Source organism: [Mycobacterium] manitobense, from assembly GCF_025821665.1.
Lineage (GTDB): Bacteria > Actinomycetota > Actinomycetes > Mycobacteriales > Mycobacteriaceae > Mycobacterium > Mycobacterium arseniciresistens.
In genome coordinates this window covers 32,908-57,989 of sequence record NZ_JACKSJ010000104.1, presented here as the reverse complement: position 1 = coordinate 57,989, position 25,082 = coordinate 32,908, and the positions used below count along the sequence as shown (strand labels likewise).

The following is a 25,082-nucleotide window of genomic DNA, read 5'->3' as shown; positions in this document are numbered from 1 at the left end:
CCGCGTTGACTCGACCGGCATACTTTACCCGGGCGGCCCCTGTGAAGGGAAAACGCCCGTCCCTGCGCCGGCTTCAGCGCGAAGAGCCGATCAGCCTGCGTCGAAGTACGAGCTCTCCAGCATGTCGTGAACGGCCTTGGCATGCACCCGGAACGAGCGGCCGACGCGCACTGCGGGCAGCTCTCCGTTGTGCACCAGCCGGTACACCGTCATCTTGCTCACCCTCATCAGGCTCGCCACTTCGGCGACGGTGAGGAATTGGGCTCGTGGCGGTTGACCGTCGGAACCTCCGCCGTCCCGCTTCCCGCCAGCCGAATCCCGTGCCGATGGCCCGTTCATAGACGTCATCGCAACCCAATCCATCAGGCCGGGCAGTCCCAGCGGCTTCCCCACCGCTGGCACCGACCCGTGCATACACGAGGAGAATAGCGTGGCGGGTGGGGTTACTGCGACGGGTGTGGGCTAATCAATTTCAAATCGCCGAACTACGAAGATGTAATTCCTAGCTGCTCAGAGCGTGTTTTCGCGGCCTCGACCGCGTTGGCCACCGCTGCCCGCAAACCGCCGCGTTCGAGTTCCCGCAGCCCAGCGGCGGTAGTGCCCGCAGGCGAGGTAACCGTGGCACGCAGCTGCGCGGCGGTGGTGTCCATCGTGGTGCCCATCGCCGCCTCCCCGGACGGCTGCGCCTCGTCGAGCCGCTCGAGCAGCATCGCGGCCGATCCGGCCATCGTCTGCACCACCAGATCGGTGGCCACCGAGCGGCTGAGGCCGGCGGCGACCCCTGCGTCGATGAGGGCCTCGACCATCAGGAAGAAGTACGCCGGACCCGAGCCCGACACCGCGGTCACCGCGTCGAGCTGGCTCTCCGGGACGGTCAGCACGCCGCCCACGGCGTCGAAGATCGCCGACACCTCCTTCAGGTGCGCCGGGGTGGCGAAGCGGCCCGGCGCCAGCGCACTGACCCCGCCGCCCACGACGACGGGGGCGTTGGGCATCGCGCGGATCACCGGCGCGCCCGCGGGCAGCCGGTTCTCGTAGAAGCCCGTGGTGACGCCGGCCGCGACGGTGACGAAGACCTGCTCTGCGGTGTCGGTCTCGGCGTGTGCGGCGGCCTGGGCGATGTCGTCGATGACGTTCTCCACGTCGGCGGGCTTCACCGCGACGATCACGAAGTTCGCGTTCTCCGCGGCGTCGGCGACCGAGGTGACGAACACCGAGTACTTGTCGGCGAGGAATTTCGCCCGGTCCGGATACTTCTCGGCGACCACCAGGTCCTTGACCTGACGACCCGCCCGCAGCAGTCCGGACAGCAGCGCCTCGCCCATGCTGCCGCCACCGATGATCGCGATCCTCGACATGGGCCACAGCATTCCATGCCGCAGCGCGGACTCGTCGATCGACGCCTACGGCGTCAGGCGGGCGGCGGCACCATGGCCAGCTGGCGGGTCTGGACGATGATGCGGCCCTCCACGTCGACGACGATGTGGTCCTCGTCGAACCAGTCCTGGCCGATCTGCACGGCCGTGCACATGACCCGCAGCCAGCCGTCGGCGGGCAGGCCACGCAGGTAGGCCGTCAGCTGCACCGTGGGCGCCCAGCCGCTGCGGTCGACGGCGAATGTCACCGGCGCCGAGACGTCGCCGCACAGCAGCGCGAAGAGCACGTCGGGCGCGCTGTCCTTCGGCCGCACCCAGTACTCGAACACCGGCGGCCCGCCGTCCGACCGCGGCCCGAGCGTGTGCAGGGCGGGCCGGATGTCGCAGCCGTGCGCGAGGTGCACGATGTCGGCCATCGGATGGCCGGGGCCGATCGGCTCCAGCCCGGGCGGCGGCTCCGGCGTCATCAGCGGCACCACCGGGTTGAAGCTGAGCAGTGGCGGAACGTGGTGCTCGGCGTCGGCCAGTGTGACCGCGACGGTGACCGCGGTGCGGTCGCCCTGGGTGAGCTCGACGTCGACGAGGCTGACCCGGCGGCCGCGCTTGCGGATCGAGGTGCGCACCCGCATCGGCCCGGGATCGGGCGCCCACATGTAATTGGCGGAGACGGCGATCGGCTGGAAGCCGCCGTCTTCTCCGGCACGGTGTTCTATCCCCGAGTCGCTTCGCTCCTGCCCGCCGGACCCACAGGCGATTCGCGCCGCCTTGGCGCACAGCGCGAGCATCGCGCCGCCGTGCACCTTGGGCCCGATCGTCCAGTGCTCGTTCAGCTCACCGTCGTACAGGCCGGTGCGGTCGTCCTGCTCGACCGTGGTCAGCGTCATGGCATCGGTGAACGAGGTCGATCCGGGCACGGTGGAATCCTCCGGGTGTCGGCGCGTGGTCAGCGCAGCAGATGGGTGCGGGCGAACTGCAGCGACTCGCGCAGCAGCGCCTCGCGTTCGGTCGCGTTGCGCGCCCCGGACGTGGTGACCTCCAGGATCACGTGTCCGCTGAAATCGCCGTTGGCCAGCGTCTCGCACACCTCGACCGCGGGCTGGGTGCCGCGGCCGGGGACGAGGTGTTCGTCGACCGATGCGCCGCTGCCGTCGCACAGGTGCAGGTGCACCAGGCCGTCGCCCATCCGCTGCGCCATGTCGACGGCGTCGGTGCCAGCGGTCGCGGTGTGGCTGAGGTCGAGCGTGTAGTGGGCGTGGTTGCCGTCCAGCGGGTCGTAGGAGGGCGCGAACGCCGAGATCCCGGGGCCTGGCCTGCCGCCGCGCTTGCGCATCCGCTCGATCGACGTGGGGCCCGCACCGAAGAACCGGTCGGCCCGGAACGGGAACATGTTCTCCACCGCGACGAGGACGTCGCTGCCGGCCTCCAGGTCGGCGACCTGCTGGGTGAAGCCCTGCGCGTAGCGGCGCTGCCAGCGGAACGGCGGATGCACGACGACGGTCTGCGCGCCGAGCTGCTCGGCGGCACGCACGCTGCGTTCGAGCTTGGCCACCGGGTCGGCGCCCCAGACCCGCTGGGAGATGAGCAGGCACGGCGTGTGCACCGACAGCACCGGGACGCCGTACCGCTCGGACAGCTCGCCGACGGCGTCGATGTCCTGGCTGACCGCCTCGGCCCAGACCATCAGCTCGACACCGTCGTAGCCGAGGCGCGCCGCGTACTCGAACGCCGCCTCGGTCCTCAGCGGGTAGACCGAGGCCGTCGACAGACCGACCTTGATGGCGGGACGCACTGGCCGGCTAGCCGGACTGCAGCAGCGCCAGGGGCCCCAGCGTGACCAACGCCCCGACCGCGACGGCGATCAGCGTGCTGCCGATGTCCTCGGTCTTGCGCACCACCCGCACCCCGACGACGAGGCCGAGGATCACCAGCACGGACAGCACCAGCGCGACGATGTTGTTCCATTTCCAGAGCTGGTCGAAGGCGACGAAGAGGCCGGCGCCGAAGACCACCGCGAGGATGCACTGCCCGACGATCCAGGCACCGCGGATGAACGCCGCCATCGGGGTGTCCGGCGTCTCGCGCACCGGGCCGTGCAGGTCCAGGTCGAGGTCGTCGACGTCAGGTGCGCCGCGCCCGCGGGCCAGGTCGTCGGCGACGGTCTGACCGCCGAACAGCGGGTTCTGGGAACCGCGCATGTAGGACGGCTCGTCGTCGTCGGTGTCCGCGGTGCCGGAGTAGCCGGCGTAGTCGGCCTCCGCCGGGTCCGCGAGGTCGAGCGGGGCGTCGAGGGCGTCGTCGCCGTAGGCCTCGCCGTAGGTGGCGTCCAGGTCGAGCACCGCGGGGTCAGGGCTCATGTCCTCGGCGCCCGCGGCAGCCGTGGACGGCTGGCGGCGCAATGCGTGCGCGTAGTGCGGCTTGCGCGGCGGCTGGAAGTCCACCGGATCGGGGTCGGCGTCCCGGCTGCCCAAATGAGCCGTGTAGTCGGCCTCGGGATCGTCGTCGTCATCGACCGGCGTCTCCGGTTCGGCCTCCGGTTCCGGCGCCAGTTCCACTGTGCCGTTGGTGGGGAGCCTGCCGGTGACGTCGTTGCCGCCGTCGGTGTCGACGGGCGCGTCCTCATGGCGGACGTCATCGCGGACGTCGTCGTGGGAGACGTCGCGGGCGTCGTCGTGGGAGACGTCGCGGTCGGAGATGATCGGGATCTCACCGGTCAGCTCGGCGACGGTCACCGAGTCGGTGTTGCCGCGCCGACGCCTGCGCCGGCCGCCGACGGGCGGGGCGCCGATCGTTCCGTTCTTCGCCAGCAACTCGGCAACCGAAATGGGCCGGGTGCCGCCGGCGTTGTCTTCTGGTCCTGTCATCGTGTGCTGCCTTTGGGCCTGAGAACCTCTCGTCGCGCATCTCGCACGGACGTTTCCACCAGGGCGGTGCCGTCGGCCTCACTGTCGAGTTTCCGCAGAATCAGGCCTTCCCGCAATGCCCATGGACAGATGTCCACGGAGTCGATCGAAAGTGCGCGCATGCTCGCCTCGGCTACCAGAGCTCCGGCCACGATCTGTGGCGCCCGGTCGGCACTCACCCCTTCCAGTTCGGCACGGTCGGCCGTCGTCATCCTAGAGATGAAAGCTATGAGCTGCCGCAACCCGGTGGCCGTGAGTGTCCGTTTCACCCGCGGCCCGGCTCCCGACGGCGCCGCGCCGGTGAGCCGCGCCAGCGACCGGAACGTCTTCGAGGTGGCGACGGCGAGGTCCGGGCTGCCCGCCTTCAGCAGTTCGGCGCCAGACTCGGCCAGTTCGGTGGCCAGCCAGTCGCGCAGCATCGCCACCCTCCGCCGGCCCGGCGGGTCGTCCTGCAGCCATTCCCGCGTCAGCCGACCGGCGCCCAGCGGCAGCGACAGCGCCGCCTCGGGCTCCTCGTCGACCCCGTTGGAGAGCTCCAGCGAACCCCCGCCGATGTCGATGTTGATGATCCGCCCGGCGCTCCAGCCGTACCAGCGGCGAACGGCCAGGAAGGTCAGCCGCGACTCGTCGACCCCGCTGAGCACCTGCAGGGAGACGCCCGTCTCGGCCAGCACCCGGGCCAGCAGGTCCTCGGAGTTGGTGGCGTCACGCACGGCCGACGTCGCGAAGGCCATCAATTCCGCGCACCCTGAACTGGCGGCGATCTTGGCGAACTCGTCGATGGTGTCGACGAGCTTGTCGGCGCCCTTGCGGGTCAGTTTGCCGGACGAGTCGATGGCCTCGGCCAGCCGCAGTGACGCCTTCGTCGAGCTCATCGGCGTCGGGTGACCGCCACGGCGGGCATCGACCACCAACAGATGCACCGTGTTGCTGCCCACGTCGAGTACGCCCAGTCGCACTCCCCCAACCTAGTGGGTGCCGGGCGAACTTCCGGGAGGACTCCGGCAATGCCCGTGAAGTGCCTCCGGCCATCTGTGGCGGGAGTGCCCCGCGGCGGACCGGAAGGCGTTGCGACGCATGATCGATGTGATCTTCGCGCTGCGGCGACGCGCTCGCATTCCTCATGCCGGATGACCGGTGCCGGGAGTAGCGTGTCGTCGTGGACAGTTCACATCCCGGCGAGGTCGAGCTCGACTTCGCCCGCGAGTGGGTCGAGTTCTATCATCCCGACGACCCCGAACAGTTGATCGCGGCCGACATGACGTGGCTGTTGTCGCGGTGGACCTGTGTCTTCGGCACGCCCGCATGCCAGGGCACCGTGGAGGGCAGGCCGGATGACGGCTGCTGCTCGCACGGCGCCTTCCTGTCCGACGACGACGACCGCGCCCGGCTCGACGACGCGGTCAAGCACCTCACCGACGACGACTGGCAGTTCCGCGAGAAGGGCCTGGGCAAGAAGGGCTACCTCGAGATGGACGAGTACGACGACAAACCCAACCTGCGGACCCGCAAGTACAAGGGCGCGTGCATCTTCCTCAACCGGCCCGGCTTCGAGGGCGGCATCGGCTGCGCACTGCACAGCAAGGCACTCAAGATGGGTGTCGAGCCGCTCACGATGAAGCCGGATGTGTGCTGGCAGTTGCCGATTCGGCGTAGTCAGGATTGGGTGACCCGGCCCGACGGCACCGAGGTGCTCAAGACGACGATCACCGAGTACGACCGTCGCGGCTGGGGTGAGGGCGGCGCCGACCTGCACTGGTACTGCACGGGCGACCCGGCCGCGCACGTCGGATCGCGGCAGGTGTGGGAGTCCTACGGTCCCGAGCTCACCGAACTGCTCGGCGAGAAGGCCTACGCCGAGCTCGCCGCGATGTGCAAGCGGCGCAGCGGTTTAGGGCTGATCGCCGTCCACCCCGCCACCCGCGCATCGGAGTCACACGCTCATGGCTGACACACTCTTCCTGTTCCGGTTGATCCCGCCGCGGGCGGACTTCGCGCAGACGATGACGGCCGACGAGCAGCAGGCGATGGCCGGCCATCAGGACTATTGGCGCACGTTGCTGGCCGACGGCAGGGTGGTGGTCTACGGCCCGGTCGCCGACCCCGAGGGCGTGTGGGGCATGGGTGTGCTGCGCGCCCGGGACCAGGCCGAGGTGCTCGAGATCGGCCATCGCGACCCGTCGGTGCTCGCCGGGGTCAACTCGTTCGAGGTGTTCGAGATCATGGGCGGAATCACCGGCTAGCTTCGCCGCGTCAAGCGGTTGTCGATTCAGATCGGCCCGATTTCGCCATTGTGCTCGGGGCACAACTCAACGGCGGAGTACTGAGCGAACAGCGTGGCGTAGTAGTTCCTGTTGGGAGAGTCGTCCCCGTTGTACGAGAGCAACACCTCTTGGATTGCCGCAGCCTCGCCGCCCGAATCGAAAGCCGCACACACCCTGCGACCGACGTCGAGAGCATCCTCGGCACAACCCGGGCATTCGATCGCGTAATGGTTCAGGGAGTCGATCGCCTTGAGGAAGCCGTCCTCACTGGCACCCGCCATCGGGGCACCGGCCAACCCCATCCCGGCGGCGGCCAGCATCGTCAACACGAGCTTCGTCATGCAGCCTCATCATGCCCGTCGCCGCGCGTAGTTGTAACGAAGTCACGCGATCGAGTTGTCAAGCGGTTGTCCACAGTCGCGAGTTCATCCACAGCTTGCCGTCGGTAGTCGTTGCGGCCGACTCCTGCGTCGGTGGTGCGCCGTAAATTCGCTCATATGTTCGAAGCGTTGGAGATGCCGGACCGCGACGTCCGCGGTGGCGCGGCCGTGGCGGCGTGGGCGCGGGTGGAGAACGCGGCCGCGGCGCGGCGATTGGCCGCGATCGCTTCGGTGTTGCAAGCGCGTCTTGCTGCTTCGAACGCCGCCGAGAGGGAGCAGTGGTGCCTCGACAACTGGGCTGCGGTGAGCGCCGAGGTGGCGGCCGCCATGGGAGTGACGCTCGGGGCGGCATCCCATCAGCTGATGGTGGCCAGGGCACTGGCCGACCGGCTGCCGCGGGTGGCCGATGTCTTCGCCGCCGGCGAGGTGTCCTACCGGCTGATCAACACGATCGTCTTCCGCACCGCGTTGATCAAGCAAGAGGAGGCGCTGGCCAAGGTCGATGCCGAACTGGCGGCGCACATCAGCGGCTGGGGATCGCTGTCCGCGGCCAAGCTGGAGGGCGCGATCGACTACTGGGTCGACCGCTACGACCCCTATGCACTGCGCCGCATCGAGATTCACGCACGCAACCGCCACGCCGATTTCCACATTCCTGATGGCAGCGGCGTGGGGTCGCTGTGGGCGCGCATGTACGCCCATGATGCGGTGGCTCTGGACAAGCGGCTCGATGCGATGGCTCGCGCGGTGTGTGACGCCGACGGCCGCGATCTCGACCAGCGCCGCGCCGACGCGCTCGGCGCATTCGCCTCGGGAGCTGACCGTCTGAGCTGCAATTGTGGTGAATCAGACTGCGCCGCAGCGGGAGTGACACCGAGCAACGCGGTGATCCATGTCGTGGCCGACGAGAGCAGCCTGGCCGAGTCCGAGGAAGCTCGATTGAACGGCGCCGAGCCGGAGCGTCCGACCGCCGGTAAGCCACTGCAGGAGCAGACGATCGCCGAAGCTTTCTGGCAGCCGGCGCCGAAAGGACCCACCGATGCCACTCCCGGCGTCCTGATCGGCGGCGGTCTGCTGCCGGCACCGGTGCTCGCGACGCTGGCGCCCCGGGCGTTGGTGCGTACGATCGTCCACCCTGGCGACAGTCCCCCGGAGCCTCGATACCGGCCATCGGCCAAGCTCGACGAGTTCGTCCGCTGTCGCGACATGACGTGCCGCTACCCGGGCTGCGACGTGCCGGCGTGGGACTGCGACATCGACCACACGATCAGCTATCCGGCCGGTCCGACGCAGGCCGCCAACCTGAAGTGTCTGTGCCGGAACCATCACCTCTTGAAGACCTACTGGAGTGGGTCCGACGGCTGGCGGGACCGGCAACTGCCCGACGGCACGGTGGTGTGGACGAGTCCCGACGGGCTGACGCACACCACCGAACCCGGCAGCCGGCTGCAGTTCCCGGCGCTCTGCCGGCCCACCGCTGCGGTGACCGTCCGCGGGGAGACAGTGGTCGCGACGGGTGTGATGATGCCGCGGCGGTCCCGAACCCGAGCCCAAGACCGCGCGGCCCGCATCGACGCCGAGCGCCGCCTCAACGAGGACTACGTCGCGGAGCGAAACAGGCCCCCGCCCTTCTAGAGGCCGCTAGGACGTGACGGCGAACAGCTGCCACGGCCCCGGCACGCCCTTGAGGTCATGCGCGCCGCGGTCCTCGAATTCGAGGCCCGAGCCGATCACCAGGTCGCGCAGGGTCCGGGACACCAGCACATCGTTCGGCCCCGCCAGTGCGCTCACCCGCGCACCGATGTGCACACCGATCCCGCCGATGTCATCGCCGCGGACCTCGCACTCCCCGGTGTGCAGTCCGGCGCGCACCTCGATGCCGAGCGCCCGCACGGCGTCACGGATCGAAATCGCGCAACGGATCGCGCGCTGCGGGCCGTCGAACATCGCCAGGAACCCGTCGCCTGACGTGTTCACCTCGCGACCCCGAAAGCGATTCAGCTGCGCCCGCACCACGGCGTCGTGCGCATCGAGCAAGGCATGCCAGTCGCGGTCACCCATCGCGGCCGCGCGTCGCGTCGAGTCCACGATGTCGGTGAACAGCACCGTGGCCAGCACACGGTCTTCGGCCACGTCCGCCTGGTGACCGGTGAGGAACTTCGCGACCGCCTGGAAGGACTCGCGCCACGGTTCGACGAAGTGAAACGTGTTGCGCCCCGGCAATTCGACATACCTCGCGCCCGCCACGTGTTCGGCGATGTACCTGCCCCAGTCGGACGGGATGATCGGATTGTCGCTGTGCTGGACGACCAGGGTGGGCACGCGGATCGCCGGAAGCAGCGCCCGGACGTCGAGTTCGGATACGAGTGCCATCATGAGGGCGACGGTCGCGGGACTCGCCGCCAGCCGTTCCATCCGGGCCATCGATGTTCGGATCTCCTCGTTCCACGGCATGTCCGGATTGAGCGTCCGTTCATACTCACCCGTTCCCCAGACGGCGACCATGGCATCGAAGAAGTCCTCTGGAGTCAGCGCGTCGTGCGCAACCGGATCCGCATAGGCCTCGAGCGCGACCAGCGCGGCGGTGCGGGCCGGATGTGTGGCTGCGAACAGCGCCGCAGCTGCGAAGGCGCCGTCGACCGCGACGAGGACCGCTTCGCTACTCCCGAGATCGTCCAACACTGCGGTGATGCTGTCGGCCCAGTGCTCCAGCGTCGGCAGCCCGCCCCCTCGGACGGGGTCGGAGGCCCCCACGCCCGGCAGGTCGAAGAGGATGAGCCGCCCGAGTGATGTCATCGCTTCGATCCAGCCCTGGACGGATGGTAGGTCCGGCAGAAGGTCGCAGCACGTGAACCAGGGCGGGATGAAGACGATGTCGCGCGGACCTTCAGTCGACGCCCGGTAGGCGACGCGCAAGTTCCCGTTCATCGCATACCGCGTCTCCGAGAACACGGCCGGAGTCTAAGCCGGGGAACAGCCGGAGTTCGGGGCTCTCGCCGAACCGGGCGGCTAGGACACCCGGGCGTCGATGAAACGTGGTGCGGCCGTGCGGCGGATGGCGGGCGCGACCGGCCGGCCGTCCAGCAGCCCGTCGACGGTCCCGGCGTCGATGGCGCGGCGGTAGACGGGCAGGGCGCCGCGCACCGCGGTGATCGTGTGCTCGATGTCCGCATCGGTGTGCGCTGCCGAGGTGACGAACGACTGCCCGAGCACCCCGCGGCGCAACAACTCCTGCAGGAACAGCGTCCGGTACGCCTGGGACGGAACACCGTCGGCGTCGCCGGTGACGAACACCAGGCACGACGGCCGGCCGATCACCCGGACGTGGCGTTCCAAGCCGTGCTCCGCCACCGCCGCCGTCACGCCGTCGGCCAGCAGCCGGCCCGCGCGTTCCATCCGCCCCACCGGGTCGCCATCTCGGTACGCCTGAACCACCGCCGAAAACGCTGCGAGCGAGGCGGTTTCGGCGCCGTGCGTGGTCGACAGCAGGAACACCCGGTCCTCGTCGGTGCGCAAGCCGCCCCGTTCCATGTACTCTCGCCGACCGGCCAGCGCTGACAGCGGGAACCCGTTGGCCATCGCCTTGCCCCAGCACGACAGGTCCGGTTGCACGCCGTACACGGCCTGCGCGCCACCGGCCGACCAGCGGAAGCCGGTGATCATCTCGTCGAACACCAGCAGCGTGCCGTGCCGGTCGCACAGCGCGCGTAGGCCGGCCAGGAAGCCTGGCGCCGGTTCGGCGGTCGCGGTGGCCGCCTCGAGGATCACGCATGCGACGTCGTCACCGGCCAGCGCCGCCGCGACCGAGTCCAGGTCGTTGTAGGTGAACCGGACCGTCGTCGCGACGTGCGCGTCCGGGATGCCGCTGTTCATCGCGGTCGTCCCGATGAACCAGTCGTCGGTGGAGAAGAACGGCTGCTCACACGCCGCGACCTTCACCCGCCCGGTGACAGCCCGGGCCAACCGCACCGCCGCGGTCGTCACGTCGGAGCCGTTCTTCGCGAACTTCACCATGTCCGCTCCCGGCACCAACGACAGGAAGTCCTCGGCGGCGGCGACTTCCATCGCCGTCGGCCTGCTGAAGTTCACGCCGTCGGCGATCGCCCGGCTCACCGCCTCCACCACCGGCCGATAGCCGTGGCCGAGGGTCACCGAGCGCAATCCCATTCCGTACTCCACATACGAATTGCCGTCGACGTCCCACACACGTGCGCCGGCCCCGCGCGTCAGCACCGGTGTCATGAACTCCGGGTACTGGTCGGACCCGCGCGCGTAGGTGTGCGCCCCGCCGGGGACAAGATCGTGCAACCGCTCCTGCAGCGCGCGCGAGCGTTCGAACGAAGGGTCTTGCGGCACAGCGAACCTCTCGTCGGTCACCCACCTGCCCGCCAGTGCGGGCATCCTCGACGACACCTCGGGCAGTAGGTCGGGCACGGTGAGCAGAACGGTGTCGGGCCCGGCGGCCTGCAGGTCCTCGGGCGAGATGATCGGCACGTCGGTGCCCGGCATCCGGCGGTCCTGTTTGGCCGGCGACGCATCGGCGACGCCGCCGATCAGCGAGCGGTCGAGGCCGGCGCGGGCGAACAGCGCCACCGCCCGCGACGCGGCGCCGTAGGCGTACACCCGCCGCCCCGCATGTCGTTCCGACTCCAGCCACCCGCGCAGTTGCGACGCGTGGGTGTCGGCGGCGGTCTGCAATGCCCCGACCAGCCGCGGGTCGGTCATCGCCGCGTCCGCGTCAAGCAACGCCGCAGCCTCGGGTCCCGGTGGCGCGTCGCCGTGCACGGCGGCCACCAGCACGGTGCCGCCGTAGAGGTCGAAGTGCCACACCGTCTCCGCCCTCATCCCCGCGCCAGCGAGCAGCCGGACCAGGGCGGGCATCGAGTAGTAGGCGAAGTGTCCGTGACGCAACGCATTCCACTGCCCGTGCGACACGATCGCGGCCAGCGAATGGTACTGCAGCAGCAGCACGCCACCAGGTCGGGTAGCGGCCGCACGCTGTGCGAACGCCGCTTTCTGATCGGGTTCGTGCATGATGCCGAAGCAGTCGAGCACCACGTCGGCGGGTCCCGGGGTGGTGGCGAATCCGCGGTCGGCGAGCAGCGGAAGCCAGCTGCCGCCGTGCGGACTGCCGAACTCGCGGACGGTGGCGCCCGTCAGCCAGCCCTGGCCGGCCACCCGGGCCACCGCGTCGGCAGCCTGGTCGCGAAGCGCCTGCGGTTCGATCCCGCGCGGTTCGTCGGTCACCGTGTCGTCCTCGGACAGCTGGGCCAGCCCACAGTCCGGGCACAGCGCCATCGCCAGCGGATGAGCCGTCTCCTGCGGCCGGACCGGCGACGACGCCGGCGGGAAGTGATCGGCCGCGGGCACGGCGCCCAGGTCCAGCACCCGGTGCAGCGCAGGCTCCCCGCATCCGCGACAACTCATGGCAGCATGTCCTCGTGCGTATCGAGCAGGCCGAACTGGCCGGGGTGGTGGTGCTCGTCCCGCAGCCGCACCGTGACGATCGTGGCCTGTTCACCCGCACCTTCGACGCAGACATCTTCGACGATCACCTCGGCACCCCCGGCGCCGCCGCGGCGTTCCGGCAAGATTCGCAGTCCCGTTCGGCCCGGGGTGTCATCCGCGGCCTGCACGGACGGCGAGGCCGCGGCGAGGCGAAGCTCGTCCGCTGCGCGCACGGCGCGGTGCACGACGTGCTCGTCGACGCCCGGCCGTCGTCGCCGACCTTCGGACGGCACCAGTCGTTCCTGCTCGACGACAACGACTTCCGTCACCTGTACGTGCCGCCCGGCATCCTGCACGGCTTCCAGGCGCTCACCGAGACGGCCGACGTCTGCTACCGCATCGACCGTCCGCACGACCCGGCCGAGGACGTCGCGGTGCACCACGCCGATCCCGAACTGGCGATCGACTGGCCGCTGCCGGTGACGCGCATCTCCGACCGCGACGCCGCCGCGGGCACCTGGGGCGAGCTGCTCACGCAATTGCGCTGACACGTCGCATCGTCTCGTCGATCGCTCCGCTGCCACGCAATTCCTGCAGTCGCGCCAACCGGGTGAATTTGTGTTCGAAGTCGTTGCGCTGCAGACCGTTTGCCGTGTACGCGGCATACAGCTCGGCGGCACCGTCGGCGATCGACCATGCCGCCTCGAAGCCGAGCTCGTTGCGGGCCCGGCTGAAGTCGACCCGGTAGGAGCGCGGGTCGGCGCCGCTCTCCCCGGTGATCGCGACCGTCGAGCCGGGTACGACATCGACCACCTCGTTGGCGATCTGCGCCACGGTGACGTTGTTCGCCTCGCCGCCGACGTTGAACGCCCGGCACGAGATGGTCTCCGCGGGCGCCGACAGGCAGACCGCGAACGCCTGCGCGATGTCGCGGGCGTGCACCAGCGGGCGCCACGGCGTGCCGTCCGACATCACCCGCACCACACCGCTGAGCACCGCATGGCCGACCAGGTTGTTCAGCACGATGTCCGCGCGCAGTCGCGGCGAGAAGCCGAAGGCCGTTGCGTTGCGCAGGAACACGGGGATGAAGTCGTCGTCGGCCATCGCCGCCACGTCGTCCTCGACGCGGACCTTGCTGATCGCGTACGGCGTCAGGGGTCGCAGCGGCGCATCCTCGGCGACCAGCCCGTCGCCCGCCGCGCCGTACACCGAGCAGGTCGACGCGTAGAGGAACCGCTTCACGCCCGCGTCCTTGGCCAGCCGTGCCAGCCGGACCGACGCCCAGTGGTTGATGTCGTAGGTGATCTGCGGCTCCAGCGCCCCCAGCGGGTCGTTGGACAGCGCGGCGAGGTGCACCACCGCGTCGAATCCGCGCAGCTCCTCGACGGTCACGTCGCGCAGGTCGGTGCGCAGGCCGGGCGGGTCCACCGGAGCCTGGCCCAGCACGCAGTCGCTGAAGTAGCCGTTGTCCAGGCCCACGACGTCGTGGCCCGCGGCCTGCAGCACCGGGACCATCACGGTGCCGAGGTATCCCTGGTGGCCGGTGATCAGAACCCGTTGTGTCATGCGGCGTTGCCTTTCCCGAATTTGACGACGACCTTGTCGACCACGAATGCCTCGGCGTGACTGCTGCGGCACTGTACGCCGCGCAGCCGCGACAGCCCGAGGAACGACAGTTCGTCGAACCAGTCCCTGGCGGTCTGGGACGGATAGTGCTTGTGCAGCAGCCGGACCTTCTCCTCGGCCGTCGCGGTGTCGAGCGGATGGAACACCGTCACCGCGGGGGTGTCGGTTTCCCACTTGAGGATCTCGTAACCCAGGATCAGCTGGTCGCGGAACTCGGTGGGCACCAGTTCGGCGAGCATCCGGTGATCCTGGTGGGCGTCGCCGCGATGCGTGGCGAACACCACGTCGGGCGAACAGGTCGCGCGAAACGCCTTCAGCGCGTCCTTCACCCGCTCCCAGTGCGCAGGTGCGCGCCCGTCGGGCACGTCGAGGATCGTCACGGCCACCGTCGCACCCGGACAGAACGCCGCGAGCGCGGCCCGCTCCTCGGCCTCACGTTCGGTACCGGCGCCGCTGAGCACCAGCGCATGCACACGCAGGCCGGGGTTGGCCTCTGACAGCGCCAGCAGTGTGCCACCCATGCCGATGGCGATGTCGTCGCAGTGCGCCCCGAGGACGGCGATCTCGCTCAGATCGCCTGCCTGCAGATCGATCACGTCGCCGGTGCGAGCTGCGGAGCCGCCTTCGAGTGCTCCCAGAGCATCCACGGCCGGTCGCCCCGCTGGTATCCGGCGTCGAGCTCGGCACGCTCCTTGAAGGTGTCGGCCGGCTTCCAGAACCCGAAGTGCTTGTGGCCGTACAGCTTCCCCTGGGCGGCCAGCTTGCCGCAGACGTCCTCGACGAGGTCGCAGTTCTCGGTGAGCAGCTCGAGCACGTCGGCGGTCTTGAGCACGAAGAAACCGCCGTTCTCCCAGATCGGGAGTCGCGACACGGCGGTGATGCCGCTGATGTTGCCGTCTTCGGCGATGTCGACGCAGTGGAACGACGACTGCGGCGGCACGATCAGCATCGAGGCGGCGGCGCCGGACGCCTTCACCTCGTCCACGATCTGGTCCATCGGCGCGTCGGTGAGCACGTCGGCGTAGTTGGCGAGGAAGTATTCGTCGTCCTCGACGAAGTGCCGGACCCGGCGCAGCCGCTCACCGATCGGCGACTCCGGCCCGGTGTCGACGAAGGTGATCGTCCAGTCGGCGATATCGGAGTCCAGCAGGTCGACCTGGCCGTCGCGGATGACGAAGTCATTCGACATCGCCTCCTGGTAGTTCAGGAAGAAGTCCTTGATGTGGCTCGCGCCGTAGCCGAGGCAGAGGATGAAGTCCTTGTGCCCGAAGTGCGCGTAGTACCGCATCACGTGCCAGATCAGGGGCCGCGGGCCGATCATCTGCATGGGCTTGGGCACGACGTCCTCGGCGCCGTTGCGCATCCGCATGCCGTATCCGCCGCAGAACAGCACTACCTTCATTCGGGGTCCCCATTCGTGGTTCGGCGTGCCGGAGTGGTCGCGCCGGGCTGGACGATCTGTAGGTGCGGCAGCGGGATCGCCAGTTGCGCACCCCATTCGGCCGTGTAGGCCAGCTGCTCGGTGATCTCGGTGGCGAGGTTCCAGGGCAGCACGACGATCACGTCGGGCCGGTCCTTCTCGAGCCGGTCCACCGAATGGATCGGGATGCGGGTGCCGGGGGTGTACCTGCCGTGCTTGTACGGGTTGCGGTCGACGGTGTACTCGATGAGGTCCGACCGGATGCCGCAGTAGTTGAGCAGGGTGTTGCCCTTGCCGGGGGCGCCGTAGCCGACCACCCGCTTGCCCGCCGCACGGCAGTCGAGCAGGAAGCGCAGCAGTTCATGACGGACGTGCTCGACGCGGGGCCGCAGCGTGACGTAGCCGGCGACGTCGTGCAGGCCGGCCTCCTCCTCGGCGGCCAGCGCCTCGGCCACCCGCGCGGTCGGCGTGCCCGCGACCGGCTCCGGCCTGGCCCACACCCGGATCGATCCGCCGTGGGTGGGGATCAGCTCCACGTCGACGACGGCGAGCCCGGCCGTTGCGAGCGCCCGCGCGGCCGAAGCCACTGTGTAGTACTGGAAGTGCTCGTGGTAGATCGTGTCGAACTGGGCGAGCTCGACGAGGTTGCGTGCGTGGTGCACCTCGATCGACAGCCAGCCGTCGTCGGCCATCAGCAGACGTAGCGCGCGGGTGAACCCCAGCAGGTCCGGGATGTGGGCATAGACGTTGTTGGCGACCACGAGGTCGGCGGCGCCGTGTTCGGCTCGCACGTCGCGGGCCGTCGCCTCGTCGAGGAACGCAGTGACCGTGGGCACGCCCCGCTCTACGGCCGCGGCGCCGACGTTCACCGACGGTTCGATGCCGAGGCAGCGCACGCCCGCGTCGACGACGTGTTGAAGAAGGTAGCCGTCGTTGCTGGCAACTTCGATGACAAATGACTTCTGCGTCAGCTCCAGCCGTTCGACGGCGCCGCCGACGAACTGGCGTGCGTGATCGACCCAGCTGTCGGAGAACGAGGAGAAGTAGGCGTATTCGGTGAAGGTGTCCTCCGGCGTGATCAGCGCGGGGATCTGGAGCAGCAGGCAGTCGGCACACAGCCGCAGGTGCAGCGGAAATGTCGCCTCGGGCAGCTCGAGGTCGGTGGCCGAGAGGAATTTCTCGCACGGCGGGGTCGCGCCGAGATCGAGGACGCTGATCAGCCGATCAGATGCACACAGGCGGCACGACACATTGAGGCCTTCGCTCTAGGGGTGACTCCGATGCGGAGCCTAACAGAGCTTAGCTAACTGTGCGAACGTTGCTGAAATCGCACGATCACGACACGTTTCGTCGCGGCATCCGGTTCGTGCAGGGGTCGCGCCTTAATGGTGACGACAGACAGGTGGACCCCCTGCGCGCGAGGGGGTCCACCGCCGTCGTTTCGGACTCAGCCCTCGAGCTTGTAGCCCAGGCCGCGGACGGTCACCAGGTGCACCGGATTGGCGGGATCGGCTTCGATCTTCGACCTCAGCCGCTTGACGTGGACGTCGAGCGTCTTGGTGTCGCCAACGTAGTCCGCGCCCCACACCCGGTCGATGAGCTGACCGCGGGTGAGCACCCGGCCGCTGTTGCGCATCAGGTACTCGAGCAGATCGAACTCCTTGAGCGGCAACGTGATCGCCTCACCGTTCACACTGACGACGTGCCGCTCGACGTCCATCCGCACCGGGCCGGCCTCCAGCACGCCGTCGCCGATGCCGGATTCGTCGTTCTCGGTGCCGCGACGCAGCACCGCGCGGATGCGCGCGATCAGCTCGCGGGCCGAATACGGCTTGGTGACATAGTCGTCGGCGCCGAGTTCGAGGCCGACCACCTTGTCGATCTCGCTGTCGCGCGCCGTCACCATGATCACCGGCACACTCGACCGCGACCGCAGTTGCTTGCACACGTCGGTGCCGCTCATGCCGGGCAGCATCAGGTCGAGCAGCACGATGTCGGCCCCCGAACGGTCGAATTCGGCGAGCGCCGACGGGCCGTCGACCACCACCGTCGTCTCGAAGCCCTCCTTGCGCAACAGGAACGCCAGCGGATCGGCCAGCGACTCTTCGTCTTCCACGATCAACACACTGGTCATGGTCCGGCGGGGTCCTCTCGTTGGTCGAACTGGTGAGCGGTGTCGCCGTCGACACCGAAGTAGGCGGGGATCGACAGCGTGAAGGTCGACCCCGTACCCGGCTGACTCCACAGCCGGATCGATCCGTTGTGGTTCGCGGCCACGTGTTTGACGATCGCCAGCCCGAGGCCGGTGCCGCCGGTCGCCCGCGAACGCGCCTTGTCGACGCGGAAGAAGCGCTCGAACACCCGCTCCTGGTCGGCCTTCGCGATGCCGATGCCGCGGTCGGTCACCGCGATCTCGATGTTGTCGCCGCGCCTGCGCCTGCTGATCGTCACCGACGACCCGTGCGGTGAGTAGGCGATCGCGTTGGAGATCAGGTTCGCCAGCGCCGTGACCAGCAGCGCCTGATCACCGTGCACGCGGAACCCGGTGGGCGCGTCGGTGGTGATCGCGATGTCGGCGTTGTCGGCGGCCACCTTGTGCCGCGACAGGGCCTCGGACACCACGCTGTCCACCTCGACGATCTCCAGGTCGGGCAGCCGTTCGCCGCCCTGCAGCCGGGACAGCTCGATCAGCTCACCGACCATGTCGGCCAGCCGGTGCGCCTCGGCGACCATCTTCTCGGAGAAGTGCCGCACCGTGTCGGGGTCGTCCGCCGAGGCCAGCAGGGCCTCGGCCAGCACGCCCATCGCACCCACCGGGGTTTTCAGCTCATGGCTCACGTTGGCCACGAAGTCCCGGCGGGTGGCTTCCATGCGGGCATGTTCGGACTGGTCGGCGACGTAGATGACGGCGAACCGGCGGTCGACCTGGGTCAGCAGCCGCACGTGGCCGCGCACCGAGAGGCCCGACCGGCCGGGGTGCTGCAGCTTGCGCGGGGTCAGGTCGACGTCGACGTCCTCACCGGTCGACAGCGTGTGCTCGGCCGCGGCCCATGCCCGGTCGTCGAGCAGACGCTCCCGCACCAGGCCCAGCTCGATGGCCCGTTCGTTGGAGTAGACGACGTCACGGAAGGTGTCGACCACGACGATCCCCGTCGGCGACGCCGACACGATGTGGGCGAGCATCTGGGAGACGGTGATGCCGGCCTGTTCGACGGCCCGCCGCTGCCTGGCCTCGAGGATCCGGGGCGTCAGCAACGCACCCACCCCGGCCCCGGCGGCCAGGGCGAGTAACGCAACCACTGCTGTCAGCAGCAGCGCGGAAACCACGCTCACGCGAAAAGCGTACGCATCCGGTGAACGTCATCCCAGCAGCGTGCGGCCAAAACGAGACATGTCACAGAGCCAGGAGCAGGTGTTCGGGCCGCGTTAACCCACTGTTTGCCGGGGCGGGGCCTTCCGACGGCTACTTCGCGCCCTGCGAAGCAACGGCCGCCGCGCCGGCCTCGGCCGCCTCGGGGTCCAGGTAGGTACCCCCCACCACCAGCGGCTTGAGGTCGGAGTCCAGGTCGTAGCGCAGTGGGATACCGGTGGGGATGTTCAGCCCGACGATGTCGTCGTCGGACATCTTGTCCAGGTACTTCACCAGGGCGCGAAGCGAGTTGCCGTGCGCGGCGATCAGCACGGTCCGGCCCGCCCGCAGGTCCGGGACGATGGTCTGCTCGAAGTACGGCACGAACCGGGCGACCACGTCGGCCAGGCACTCGGTGAGCGGGCCGCCGTCGATGTCGGCGTAGCGGGGGTCGGTGTCCTGGCTGAACTCGCTGCCCGCTTCGATCGGCGGCGGCGGGGTGTCGTAGCTCCGCCGCCACGTCATGAACTGCTCGTCGCCGTACTTCTCCTTGGTCTCGGCCTTGTTCAGGCCCTGCAGCGCGCCGTAGTGCCGCTCGTTGAGCCGCCAGTCGCGGTGCACCGGGATCCAGTGCCGGTCGGCCTTGTCCAGCGCCAGGTTGGCCGTGGTGATCGCGCGCCGCAGCAGCGAGGTGTAGACGACGTCGGGCAGCCGGTCCAGCTCGGCCATCAGCTCGCCGGCGCGCGCCGCCTCCGCCCGGCCCTTGTCGGTGAGGTCGACGTCGACCCAGCCGGTGAACAGATTCTTCGCGTTCCAATCACTCTCGCCGTGGCGGAGCAGGATCAGCGTGGATTCTCCGGAATCAGCCATGGCTGGCATCCTCTCACGCCTGTGCGGCACCGTCCTGGTCGCTCGCATCGTCGATGAGGTGCTCGAATGCGCGCAGGTTCTTCAGCGATTCGCCGCGCTTGACCCGCCACTCCCACTCCCGCTGGATCGACGATTTGAAGCCGAGTTCCAGCAGCGTGTTGAAGTCGTTGTCGACGGCCTCGAGCACCTGGCCGAGCACGCTGTCGAGCTCCTTGGCGGTCACCGCGGGCAGTGCGATCCGGCCGACGAGGTAGATGTCGCCGATGTTGTCCAGCGTGTAGGCCACGCCGTAGAGACGGCGGTTCCGCTTGAGCAGGAAGCGGTAGACGCCCTCGAAGTTCTCGTCGGGCTTGCGGCAGACGAACGCCTCGACGCGCACCGAGTGCTCGCCGACGGTGAGGATGGTGTTGGTGGTCAGCCTGCGCTCGCCGGGCAGGGCTACCACGATGCCCGGCAGCCCGCCGCGCGCGCCCGCGTGCAGGGTGTAGTTCAGCCCGTGCTCGACGAGCGTGTCCTCGATGATCTTCTGGACGCGTTCGGTCATGCGCGGACCCCGCGCCGCATCGAGAACCGCCTGCCGCCGCGGCGGGTGGTCGCGTCCCGGCGCGGGTGGCGGGTGCGGTAGTCGGAGATGGCCCGCCCGTAACCGGCCAGCAGTGCGTCGACGGTGTGCGCCCAGGAGAACGACGCGGCGTGCGCGACGGCCGCGTCGCGCATGGTGTCCGGCCCGCGTTCGAGCAGGGCGTTCATCGCATGCGCCCAGTCGTCGGTGTCGTGACCGTCGACGAGGGTCCCGGTGACGCCGTCACGCACGGCGACGGGCAGGCCGCCGACCGCAGCGGCCACCACGGGGGTGCCGCAGGCCTGGGCCTCGACGGCGACCAGACCGAAGGACTCCGAGTAGCTGGGCACCGCGACCAGATCGGCGGCGCGGTAGACCGTCACGAGGTCTTCGCGGGACTGCGGGGGCAGGAACGTCACGCGGTCTGCGATACCCAGTTCGTCGGCGAGCCGAACCAGCCCGTCGGGTGTGGCCATCCCGCTGCCGGACGGTCCGCCGGCGATCAGCACCCGCACGCCGGGAAGCTTGGCGGCCGCGCGAAGCAGCACGTCTGGCGCCTTGAGGGGCTGGATCCGGCCGACGAAGGCCAGTACGTCCTCATCGGCGGCCAGGCCGAGCCGGGCCCGGGCCTCTCCCTTGTCGCCAGGGGTGAAGACGTCGAGGTCGACCCCGGGATGCACGACGTCGATGCGCGACGGGTCGGCGTGATGCAGCGAAACCAGTTCGCGCGCTTCGTGCTCGGTGTTGACGATCAGCCGGTCGGCCTCGTCGACCACCTGCTGCTCGCCGACCGCGCGCAACGGCGGTTCCGGCGCGTCGCCCTCGGCGAGCGCGGCGTTCTTCACCGCGGCCAGCGTGTGCGCGGTGTGCACCAGCGGCACCGCCCAGCGGTCGCGGGCCAGCCAGCCCACCTGACCCGACAGCCAGTAGTGCGAGTGCACGATGTCGTAGTAGCCCGGTTCGTGGGTGGCCTCGGCGCGCAGCACCCCCGCGGTGAATGCGCACAGCTGCGTCGGCAGGTCGTATTTGTCGAGGCCCTCGAACGGTCCGGCGACGACGTTGCGCACCAGCACACCGGGCGCCACCCGCACCACCGGTGGGTCGGCCGACGACGTGGCGCGGGTGAAGATCTCGACCTCGACGCCGCGGCGCGCCATGTGCAGCGCGGTCTGCAGGACATACACGTTCATCCCGCCTGCGTCGCCCGTCCCGGGCTGGGCCAGCGGTGACGTGTGCACCGAGAGCACCGCGACGCGGCGCGCTGAGACGTCCGGCTGATCCGCTGCTAGGCGCACACCGTCATGTCTACACCTCGGCTACGCGCTGGCTTCGGGGCGGCGGGCCTGCGCGCGGCGCATCGCCGCGATCGGATCGGCGTACAGCCCGCCGAGCGACACGATGCCCGCGCCGGCCTCCTGCACCCGGTTGCCGAACGCCGTCAGCCGGATGTCGCGCGGCGCCAGCACCGACCGCTCGGCGAAGGCGGCCTCGACGGTCGCCATGGCCTCCGGGTACTCGGTGAACGCCTGCCCGCCGACGACGAGGTCGTCGGGGTTGAGCAGGTCGCGCAGCAGGGCGATCGACTCGCCGAGCACGCGGGCCCGTTCGTTGAGCAGCTCCCTGGCCGCCGCGTTGCCCTGCCGTGCCGCGCGCAGCACGTTCGCCAGGGTCGACGCCGGTCCGTCGGCGGGGACGACGCCCTGTCGGCGTGCGGCTGCGAGCACCGCCTCGTCGCTGACCGTGGACTCCAGTTGTCCTGTGCCGCCCAACAATTTGGACTGCGCGGGCAGCGCGGCGATGGTGCCCGGCCCGCTGCCCGGCGAATGCACCCGGCCGTCGATCGAGAGCGCGTACCCGACGGTCTCGCGGGCGTAGACGTACAGGCTCGTCGTGTGCGTGAGCGCCGAAGCGGCGGGGGCCGTGGCCGCCCGGCGCACGCCCAGCAGCAGTTCGGCGCCGGCCATCGCGTCGACGTGCGAGGCCACCGACACCGGGAGGCCGAGCGACTCGGCGAGCACCGGGCCGACGGGCGCGTCCGACCAGCCCAGCCGCGGGTGGTCGAGGTGTCCGGTGCCGCTGTCGACGATGCCGCCCGCCGCGACACCGATCCACAGCGGGCGGCGCCGGTGCCAGCGGCTCAGGTAGCGGCGGGCGCTGTCGGCCAGCGTCACCAGCGCGGCGGCCTGGGCGCTGCGCGGGGTCGGCGTCTCGACGACGTCGAGGGTGCGGCCGAACAGGTCGGTGGCCACGATGCTGGTGGTGCGGGCGCCGATGTGCACGCCGAGGGTGAGGAACGGCTCGTGGTTGACCTCGACGGGCACCCGCGGCCTGCCGATCGCCCCGGAGGCGGCGAGGTCGGCGCGTTCCCGCAGCACACCGGCGTCGAGCAGGGCGGTGACCTGGCGGTTGACCGTCGCGATGCTCAGGCCGGTGACCCTGGCGATGGCGTCGCGGGCGATGGGTCCGCGGGTCCGCGCGGCGCTGAACACCAGTGCGGCGGCGGTGTCGGCGACCCGCAGCGACGGGGCGACGATGTGGTGGCGGGCCAGCGGCGCCCGCTTGACGGTCGGCGCGGTGCGCACGTGGGCGCGGCGCGAGATCGGCGAGCTCGCGATGGGGGAGATCGCAGTGGGGGCGGGGGTGGCAATACTCACGGGATGTCCTCTGTCGGTCGGCTGGTGGGGTCCTTGCCACACCTGCGAATCAACGGGACGGAAGAATTGTCCTCGGGTCGGTCAGGCGCGGCGGCGCGAGCGGCGACAGCAACAACAGTGCTGCGCGGCGCTGACCTGACACATCCTGGACACGAAGTGAATCTAACACGCTGGCTAGAGTTGTTCAGATGACGACTCCCACTTCCGGCCGGCGCGTCGCAGTGGTCACCGGTGCCAGCGCGGGCATCGGTGCGGCGACCGCGAGAACCCTTGCCGCACAAGGCTTTCACGTAGTCTGCGCCGCCCGCCGCGAGGAGCTGGTGCAGGCCGTCGCCGATGAGATCGGCGGCACCGCGGCTGTGGTGGACGTCACAGACGCCGACGCGGTTGCGGCGCTGGCCGCCGGCCTGGACCGGGTCGACGTGCTGGTCAACAACGCCGGCGGGGCCAGGGGTCTGGAGCCCGTGGCCGACGCCGACGTCGACAACTGGCGCTGGATGTGGGAGTCGAACGTCCTGGGCACGCTGCTCGTCACCCGGGCGCTGCTGCCCAAACTCATCGAGTCCGGCGACGGGCTGATCATCACGGTCACCTCGATCGCCGCCGTGGAGATCTACGACAACGGCTCCGGCTACACCTCCGCCAAGCACGCCCAGGGCGTCCTGCACCGCACGCTGCGCAGCGAGCTGCTCGGAAAGCCGGTGCGGCTCACCGAGGTCGCACCGGGCATGGTGCAGACCGAGTTCTCGCTGAACCGGTTCGAGGGCGACGAGGAGCGTGCGGCGAAGGTCTATGAGGGCGTCACCCCGCTGGTCGCCGAGGACATCGCCGAGGTCATCGGATTCGTCGCCGACCGGCCCTCACACGTCGACCTCGATTTGATCGTGGTGCGGCCGCGCGATCAGGTCAGCGGCGCGGCCGGGTCGCGCTTCAACCGGAGGTGAGTCAGCCGCCGGGGCGGTCGTTCACCGGCTGCGGGGCGCCCGACGGCACGGCAGGCGCGGTGCTGGGGATGCCCGACGGCGGCGCGGCGTCCGACAGCGCCGACATCGACTTCCACTCCTCCCACGGCACGGCCCAGTCCCAGATGTCGCCGTCCGCGTAGGACAGCTGGATCCGGGTGCCGGTCACCTCGACCGGGTCGCCGTACATCGCGGTGTTGAAGTACTGCTGTGCGTCCTCGGTCGACAGGTTGATACAGCCGTTGGTGACGTTGCTGTTGCCCTGCGCGCCCGAACTCGCCGGGTTGGCGTGGATGAACTCGCCGTTGTTGGAGATCCGCACGGCGAACCGCTCCCGGATGTTGGCGTATCCGGCGGCCGGGTTGGTCATGTAGAAGTCCTCGTACTTCTCGGTGACCACATGGATGCCGCTGCGGGTGACGTTGCGGTCCAGATCGCCCTCGCCGTAGCTGCACGGCAGGGTCATGATCGTCCCCGCGTCGGTGATGACCTCGATCTGGTGTGACGACGCCTCCGCCTTGACCAGCTGGCGGCGGCCGATAGTGAAGTCCAGCGACGAGTCCGCCGCGCCATAGGCGTCCTGCCCGAACGGCACGCCGTAGAGCCGGGCGTCGACCCGCACGGTGGTGCCGGGGGCGAAGTACTCACGGGTGCGCCAGTGCACGCGGGAGCCGCCGACCTCGTCGGGCAGCCAGGCCCAGCTGCCCTCGGTCGGCGGGTTCGTGGTGACCGACAGCGCCCGTTCGACCGTCGGCTTGTCGTTGTCGTCGATCGACGCGTCGAACTGCAGGATGACGGGCGCCGCGATACCGACGGTCTGCCCGTCGGCCAGCTGGAACTGCCCGCTGACCTGGGTGGCCGGGTCGATCGTGCTGAACGTGCCCTTGACCGGCACGGCCTTGCCGTCCTCGCCGACCACCGACCCGCCCCAGGTGTACGACGTCCCGTAACCCAGCGGTTCGGTGGTGCTGAACGCGGTGCGCTCCCGGTTGAGGACACCCGCGACGGGCTTGCCCTCGGCGTTGGCCAGCACCACACGCTGGATGAATCCGCCGCTCACCTCGAGGCTGACCGGGGCATTCGGCGACACGTCGGTGGCCGCGGCCGCGGGCTCGAATTTCAGCTCGGGAGCGGCGGGCGCTTCATCGGCGGCCTCCGGTGACCCCACCTCGTTGCCGCAGGCCGCCAGGGCAGCGGGAACGACGACACCGACCGCCAGTGCGGTCAGGGCCTTCCGCCGATTCATCAGGGGCCGACCGGCTGGCCACTTC

Annotated in this window: 25 protein-coding genes and 1 pseudogene; 5 read left to right on the top strand and 21 right to left on the bottom strand. The window is 69.8% G+C overall.

Annotated elements, in window-relative coordinates; genetic code table 11:
• Positions 1-90 precede the first annotated feature (90 nt).
• From H7I41_RS13625 to H7I41_RS13600, 6 genes are all read right to left on the bottom strand, one after another.
• Positions 91-348, bottom strand: a complete 258-nt coding sequence (locus H7I41_RS13625; RefSeq protein ID WP_264013154.1) for a helix-turn-helix domain-containing protein — start codon at positions 346-348, stop codon at positions 91-93.
• 137 nt (positions 349-485) lie between these two features.
• Positions 486-1,358, bottom strand: coding sequence for a pyrroline-5-carboxylate reductase (gene proC / locus H7I41_RS13620; RefSeq protein ID WP_264013120.1), 873 nt, complete (start codon positions 1,356-1,358; stop codon positions 486-488).
• A gap of 53 nt (positions 1,359-1,411) precedes the next feature.
• Positions 1,412-2,290 carry a thioesterase family protein gene (locus H7I41_RS13615; protein ID WP_264013119.1) on the bottom strand — a complete coding sequence of 293 codons (879 nt, stop codon included), beginning with the start codon at positions 2,288-2,290 and terminating at the stop codon, positions 1,412-1,414.
• Between the two features lie 29 nt (positions 2,291-2,319).
• Complete coding sequence (locus H7I41_RS13610) at positions 2,320-3,165, bottom strand: sugar phosphate isomerase/epimerase family protein (RefSeq protein WP_264013118.1); 846 nt, start codon at positions 3,163-3,165, stop codon at positions 2,320-2,322.
• Between the two features lie 7 nt (positions 3,166-3,172).
• Positions 3,173-4,237 carry an Rv0497 family membrane protein gene (locus tag H7I41_RS13605; protein ID WP_264013117.1) on the bottom strand — a complete coding sequence of 355 codons (1,065 nt, stop codon included), beginning with the start codon at positions 4,235-4,237 and terminating at the stop codon, positions 3,173-3,175.
• Positions 4,234-5,235, bottom strand: coding sequence for a Ppx/GppA family phosphatase (locus H7I41_RS13600; protein WP_264013116.1), 1,002 nt, complete (start codon positions 5,233-5,235; stop codon positions 4,234-4,236). Before H7I41_RS13600 ends, H7I41_RS13605 begins: the two co-directional genes overlap by 4 nt.
• 200 nt (positions 5,236-5,435) lie before the next feature.
• Here H7I41_RS13600 and H7I41_RS13595 point away from each other — a divergent pair, with 200 nt between their 5' ends.
• Positions 5,436-6,227 carry a DUF3109 family protein gene (locus H7I41_RS13595; protein WP_264013115.1) on the top strand — a complete coding sequence of 264 codons (792 nt, stop codon included), beginning with the start codon at positions 5,436-5,438 and terminating at the stop codon, positions 6,225-6,227.
• The gene (locus H7I41_RS13590) at positions 6,220-6,519 is read left to right on the top strand and encodes a YciI family protein (RefSeq protein WP_264013114.1); all 300 of its coding nucleotides are present in this window, start codon (positions 6,220-6,222) and stop codon (positions 6,517-6,519) included. The genes H7I41_RS13595 and H7I41_RS13590 overlap by 8 nt, the downstream gene beginning before the upstream one ends.
• A 26-nt stretch (positions 6,520-6,545) precedes the next feature.
• Here the strand turns inward: H7I41_RS13590 and H7I41_RS13585 are convergent, their stop codons facing one another.
• Complete coding sequence (locus H7I41_RS13585; RefSeq protein WP_264013113.1) at positions 6,546-6,881, bottom strand: DUF732 domain-containing protein; 336 nt, start codon at positions 6,879-6,881, stop codon at positions 6,546-6,548.
• A gap of 156 nt (positions 6,882-7,037) precedes the next feature.
• Here H7I41_RS13585 and H7I41_RS13580 point away from each other — a divergent pair, with 156 nt between their 5' ends.
• Positions 7,038-8,555 (top strand): HNH endonuclease signature motif containing protein, encoded by a 1,518-nt coding sequence (locus tag H7I41_RS13580; RefSeq protein ID WP_264013112.1) that lies wholly within the window; start codon positions 7,038-7,040, stop codon positions 8,553-8,555.
• Between the two features lie 6 nt (positions 8,556-8,561).
• Here H7I41_RS13580 and H7I41_RS13575 read toward each other — a convergent pair whose 3' ends face one another.
• The 3 genes and pseudogenes from H7I41_RS13575 to H7I41_RS13565 all read right to left on the bottom strand — a co-directional run.
• On the bottom strand, positions 8,562-9,872 hold the full coding sequence (locus H7I41_RS13575) for an adenylate/guanylate cyclase domain-containing protein (RefSeq protein WP_264013111.1): 1,311 nt from the start codon (positions 9,870-9,872) through the stop codon (positions 8,562-8,564).
• A 57-nt stretch (positions 9,873-9,929) separates the two neighbouring features.
• Complete coding sequence (locus tag H7I41_RS13570) at positions 9,930-11,321, bottom strand: glutamate-1-semialdehyde 2,1-aminomutase (protein ID WP_264013153.1); 1,392 nt, start codon at positions 11,319-11,321, stop codon at positions 9,930-9,932.
• Between the two features lie 48 nt (positions 11,322-11,369).
• A pseudogene (locus H7I41_RS13565) lies at positions 11,370-12,347 on the bottom strand (class I SAM-dependent methyltransferase); the annotation flags it as partial.
• A gap of 14 nt (positions 12,348-12,361) precedes the next feature.
• On the opposite strand from H7I41_RS13565, the gene H7I41_RS13560 reads away from it, so the two are divergent.
• Entirely contained in the window at positions 12,362-12,916 is a 555-nt protein-coding gene (locus H7I41_RS13560) for a dTDP-4-dehydrorhamnose 3,5-epimerase family protein (RefSeq protein ID WP_264013110.1), read from the top strand.
• Here the strand turns inward: H7I41_RS13560 and H7I41_RS13555 are convergent.
• From H7I41_RS13555 to H7I41_RS13510, 10 genes are all read right to left on the bottom strand, one after another.
• On the bottom strand, positions 12,900-13,934 hold the full coding sequence (locus H7I41_RS13555; RefSeq protein WP_264013109.1) for an NAD-dependent epimerase/dehydratase family protein: 1,035 nt from the start codon (positions 13,932-13,934) through the stop codon (positions 12,900-12,902). The genes H7I41_RS13560 and H7I41_RS13555 overlap by 17 nt on opposite strands.
• Entirely contained in the window at positions 13,931-14,590 is a 660-nt protein-coding gene (locus H7I41_RS13550) for a PIG-L deacetylase family protein (protein WP_264013108.1), read from the bottom strand. Before H7I41_RS13550 ends, H7I41_RS13555 begins: the two co-directional genes overlap by 4 nt.
• Positions 14,587-15,396, bottom strand: a complete 810-nt coding sequence (locus H7I41_RS13545) for a glycosyltransferase family protein (RefSeq protein WP_264013107.1) — start codon at positions 15,394-15,396, stop codon at positions 14,587-14,589. Before H7I41_RS13545 ends, H7I41_RS13550 begins: the two co-directional genes overlap by 4 nt.
• Entirely contained in the window at positions 15,393-16,664 is a 1,272-nt protein-coding gene (locus H7I41_RS13540; protein ID WP_264013106.1) for a class I SAM-dependent methyltransferase, read from the bottom strand. The genes H7I41_RS13545 and H7I41_RS13540 overlap by 4 nt, the downstream gene beginning before the upstream one ends.
• A 197-nt stretch (positions 16,665-16,861) precedes the next feature.
• Positions 16,862-17,548 (bottom strand): two-component sensory transduction protein RegX, encoded by a 687-nt coding sequence (regX, locus tag H7I41_RS13535; RefSeq protein WP_264013105.1) that lies wholly within the window; start codon positions 17,546-17,548, stop codon positions 16,862-16,864.
• Entirely contained in the window at positions 17,545-18,747 is a 1,203-nt protein-coding gene (locus H7I41_RS13530) for a sensor histidine kinase (RefSeq protein WP_264013104.1), read from the bottom strand. The genes regX and H7I41_RS13530 overlap by 4 nt, the downstream gene beginning before the upstream one ends.
• Before the next feature lie 130 nt (positions 18,748-18,877).
• Positions 18,878-19,633 carry a phosphoglyceromutase gene (locus H7I41_RS13525; protein WP_264013103.1) on the bottom strand — a complete coding sequence of 252 codons (756 nt, stop codon included), beginning with the start codon at positions 19,631-19,633 and terminating at the stop codon, positions 18,878-18,880.
• 13 nt (positions 19,634-19,646) lie between these two features.
• The gene (locus tag H7I41_RS13520; RefSeq protein WP_264013102.1) at positions 19,647-20,177 is read right to left on the bottom strand and encodes a type III secretion system chaperone family protein; all 531 of its coding nucleotides are present in this window, start codon (positions 20,175-20,177) and stop codon (positions 19,647-19,649) included.
• On the bottom strand, positions 20,174-21,490 hold the full coding sequence (mshA, locus tag H7I41_RS13515; protein WP_264013101.1) for a D-inositol-3-phosphate glycosyltransferase: 1,317 nt from the start codon (positions 21,488-21,490) through the stop codon (positions 20,174-20,176). The genes H7I41_RS13520 and mshA overlap by 4 nt, the downstream gene beginning before the upstream one ends.
• Before the next feature lie 21 nt (positions 21,491-21,511).
• A complete protein-coding gene (locus H7I41_RS13510) occupies positions 21,512-22,777 on the bottom strand; it encodes an ROK family transcriptional regulator (protein WP_264013152.1) in 1,266 nt (421 codons plus the stop codon).
• Positions 22,778-23,037: 260 nt separating this feature from the next.
• On the opposite strand from H7I41_RS13510, the gene H7I41_RS13505 reads away from it, so the two are divergent.
• Entirely contained in the window at positions 23,038-23,793 is a 756-nt protein-coding gene (locus tag H7I41_RS13505; RefSeq protein WP_264013100.1) for an SDR family oxidoreductase, read from the top strand.
• Position 23,794: 1 nt separating this feature from the next.
• Here H7I41_RS13505 and H7I41_RS13500 read toward each other — a convergent pair whose 3' ends face one another.
• Positions 23,795-25,057, bottom strand: coding sequence for a L,D-transpeptidase (locus tag H7I41_RS13500; RefSeq protein ID WP_264013099.1), 1,263 nt, complete (start codon positions 25,055-25,057; stop codon positions 23,795-23,797).
• Between the last annotated feature and the right edge of the window lie 25 nt (positions 25,058-25,082).